Below are 3,845 nucleotides of genomic sequence, written 5' to 3' on the forward strand. Positions count from 1 at the left end.
GTGGCCCGGAGGGAAGTCCCTCCGGGCCACCGCCTGTGTGCTCTCCGCCGTCCGGGCCACGGGCCCGGCCCGGGTCAGGACCCGTGCGGGCAGGAGTCCCGGTAGTCGGAGAAGTCCGTGCCGAACCCGGTGTCGGGCGCCGGGCACAGGAACTGCTCGTACCGCTCGTCCTCGTCCACGAACCGCTTCAGCCAGGAGATGCTGTACTTCGCGATCGCGGTGTTGGACATGTTGGGCGCGAAGTGGGAGGCGCCCCGCAGCTCCAGGTAGGCCCTGTCCAGGTTGCCGGGCAGGCTCTCGTAGAACGGGATGGAGTGGGTCCGCACCGAAGCGACGCTGTCGTTCTCGGCGCCGATGACCAGCGTCGGGACCTCCATGCCGGACCAGCTCTTCTGGGTGTGCCAGGGGGTCAGCGGGATCGCCGCACGCAGTTCGGGCCGGTCGTCGGCGACCGCGAGCGTGCCGCCGCCGCCCATGGAGTGGCCCATCACCGCCAGGCGGTCGCCGTCCACGCGGTCGGCCACGTCGCTGTCCTCGACCAGGTAGTCCAGGGCCGCGTCCAGCTGGCGGCCCCGGCTGTCGGGCTGGTCGTAGCGGGTCGTGGTGTCGATGGTGAACACCACGAACCCCTGGGAGGCGATCCGGTGCCCGTACCAGGACATCGAGGACTGCCCGGCGGTGTAGCCCGGGGCGATGACCACGCCGCCGAACGTGCCCTCGCTGGTGTCGGTCGGGTAGTAGATCGTGCCGCCGCCGAAACCGCTCACCAGGGAGGACACGGTGTCGGTGTCGGTGTCGAAGTGGCCCCGGACGGCGGTGACGCTCCGCTCGGTGGGGTCCGGGCCGCGCTCGTACTCACTGGCGGCCTGGGCGGGGGAGGCGAGACCGCCGGAGAGGCCCGCGACCAGTGCGAGGGCCATCGCCGACCGGGCGGCGAACCGGGCCGTCCGGGAGCGCGGACGGCCGGAGTCCTCCCGGAGTTCGGGGGAGGGGGGATTCATTGTCAGCACGTCGTTTTCCTTTTCTCGTGCAGCGGGAATCCGCGAGTCCTGGGGCGGACGCGGATCGGAGAACCATCAGGAAAGGAGATGTGCTCGGACGGGGGTCCGGCCAGCTCCTACCGCGCCCTCTACGAAACCCGATAGGGGGTCGGGAAATCGAATGGGACCTGGTTCCGGGGAAATGTTTCTCCGTTAATTCACTATGAAGTCGACAGTGTGAACGTGCATCCGTTGGATCACCAGTGCCTGGGTCGGGGCAGGTCGGGCGGGGGGCGCCCGTTTCCGGGGCGCGCACGGCCGCCGCCGGGGGCGGTCCCCGGTGTTTTGCACGACCGCGTCCCGGGCAGGGCGGTGGGCACCGAGAACCAACGAGGATCGGGGAGTGAGGACAGTGCCCGGTGCGAAGGAACTCCCGGCGACCCTGAAGCGGTCACCGAAGAAGGCCCAGGACACCTGGATCAAGGCGCACGACTCCGCGGTGGAGGAGTACGGCGAAGGGGAACGCGCCCACCGGGTGGCGATCGCGGCGCTCAAGCACAAGTTCGAGAAGCAGGGCGACCACTGGGTGCCCAAGCAGCGGTCGGGACCCTCCGACGCACAGGCCGCCAACCCGAAGGCCGGGCGCAACAGGGGCGGCAAGGACCTGCCCACCGCCGGCGGGGTGGACGCCAACGCCACGAAGGACCACCTCTACGGCCGGGCCAAGGAGCTGGGCATCCAGGGCCGCTCGTCCATGACCAAGCCCCAGCTCGTCGAGGCGCTCCGCAAGGAGAGCAACCGGCGGACCTCGGGCTCCGGGAAGAGCGGGTCCTCGAAGTCCCGCCGCTCCTCCTGACACACCGCACCACCCGTACCACCCGCACCGCGGGCGGGCGGCCGTGCGCGCCGCGCGCCCGCGGGCCACACCTGGGGGCGAGATGGCCCAGAACGTCGCCGACCACCTGCTGCGCCGCCTGTCCGACTGGGGCGTCACCGAGATCTTCGGCTATCCCGGTGACGGCATCGACGGACTCGTGGCGCAGATGGGGCGCACGGAGGGCGCGCCGCGGTTCGTGCAGAGCCGGCACGAGGAGATGTCCGCCTTCGAGGCGGTGGGCTACGCCAAGTTCGGCGGCAGGTTCGGGGTCTGCCTGGCGACCGGGGGGCCGGGGGCGGTCCACCTGCTCAACGGGCTCTACGACGCCAAGCTCGACCACGTGCCCGTCGTGGCGATCGTGGGGCAGACGGCGCGCAGCGCCATGGGCGGCAGCTACCAGCAGGAGGTGGACCTCCACAGCCTGTTCAAGGACGTCGCCGGGGCCTACGTCCAGACGGTGACGGTGCCCGAGCAGCTGCCCAACGTGCTGGACCGCGCGATCCGCACCGCGCTCGCGGAGAGGACCCCCACGGCCGTCATCGTCCCCGCCGACGTGCAGGAGGCGGACTACTCCCCGCCCGGGCACGAGTTCAAGGAAGTGCACTCCAGCAGGCCCGACCCGGACGCCGGACCGGGCACGGTGCTGCCGCCCGAGTCCGAGATGGACCGCGCGGCCGAGGTCGTCGAGGCCGGTGAGCGCGTGGCCCTCCTGGTGGGCCAGGGCGCCCGCGGCGCCGTCGACGAGGTCCTGCACCTGGCGGACCTCACCGGGGCGGGGATCGCCAAGGCCCTCCTGGGCAAGGACGTGCTGGACGACACGCTGCCCTTCGTCACGGGGTCCATCGGGCTCCTGGGCACCCGGCCGTCGTGGGAGCTGATGCGCGACTGCGACACCCTGGTCATCATCGGGTCCAACCTGCCCTACACCCAGTTCCTGCCGCCCTTCGGGCGACGCGCGGTCCAGATCGACATCGATCCGAAGTTCATCGGCATGCGCTACCCGACCGAGGTCAACCTGGTGGGCGACGCCGCCGCCACCCTGCGCGCGCTGAGCGACCGGCTCTCCCCCGACGCCGGGCGCGACCGCGCGCGGAGCCGGTGGCGGGAGACCGTGGAGGACAACGTCGCCCGGTGGTGGCGTGTCCTGGACAGCCAGGCGCGGCTGGAGGCCGACCCGGTCAACCCGATGCTGGTCTTCCACGAACTCTCCCCACTGCTGCCCGACAACGCCGTGGTGACCGCGGACTCCGGGCCGGCGACCAACTGGTACGCGCGCTTCGTCCGCCTGCGGCACGGTATGCGCGGCTCCCTCTCGGGAACGCTCGCCACCATGGGCTGCGCGGTGCCCTACGCGATCGGGGCCAAGTTCGCCGCCCCGGACCGGCCCGCCGTCGCCCTGGTCGGGGACGGGGCCATGCAGATGAACGGGCTCATGGAACTGCTCACCGCACGCCGGTACCAGCACCTGTGGGAGGACCCCCGCCTGGTGGTCTGCGTGCTCCACAACAACGACCTCAACCAGGTCACCTGGGAGCTGCGGGCCATGGGGGGCTCTCCCAGGACACCTTTCTCCCAGGACCTGCCGGACATGTCCTACGCGGACTTCGCCGAGTCCGTCGGGATGACCGGTATCGGCGTCGACCGGCCGGACCAGGTGGCGCCGGCCTGGCGCCGGGCGCTCGCCGCCGACGGGCCGGTGCTGATCGACGTCCGCTGCGACGGCAACGTCCCGCCCATCCCGCCCGAGGTGGAGTGGGACCAGCTCGTCGACACCGCGAGGGCGCTCGTGTCGGGCGACCCGGACGCGGCGGACGTCGTGCGCCGGGGGCTCGCCGCCAAGGCACGGGAGTTCCTGCCGGGCCGCGGCTGAACGGGGGCCGCGGCGCGGCCGGGACGGGGCCCGGGACCGCACGGGCGGGGGGGGGGGGGGCCCAACGTCCGCCGCCCCCCCCCCCGGGGGGGCCGGGGGTGGCCGGCCCGGGGGTCCC

The 3,845-nt window shown here is 72.5% G+C and carries 3 protein-coding genes; 2 read left to right on the forward strand and 1 reads right to left on the reverse strand.

Annotation, left to right across the window (positions count from 1 at the left end):
- Positions 1 to 74 precede the first annotated feature (74 nt).
- A complete protein-coding gene (locus ACWGL3_RS31480) occupies positions 75 to 1,001 on the reverse strand; it encodes an alpha/beta hydrolase family protein (protein ID WP_267950564.1) in 927 nt (308 codons plus the stop codon).
- Positions 1,002 to 1,392: 391 nt separating this feature from the next.
- On the opposite strand from ACWGL3_RS31480, the gene ACWGL3_RS31485 reads away from it, so the two are divergent.
- Together ACWGL3_RS31485 and ACWGL3_RS31490 are read left to right on the forward strand one after the other, a co-directional pair.
- Entirely contained in the window at positions 1,393 to 1,836 is a 444-nt protein-coding gene (locus tag ACWGL3_RS31485; protein WP_267950563.1) for a ChaB family protein, read from the forward strand.
- A gap of 82 nt (positions 1,837 to 1,918) precedes the next feature.
- Complete coding sequence (locus tag ACWGL3_RS31490; RefSeq protein WP_452462136.1) at positions 1,919 to 3,727, forward strand: thiamine pyrophosphate-requiring protein; 1,809 nt, start codon at positions 1,919 to 1,921, stop codon at positions 3,725 to 3,727.
- The last annotated feature ends 118 nt before the right edge of the window (positions 3,728 to 3,845 follow it).

Source organism: Nocardiopsis sp. NPDC055824, assembly GCF_053616335.1.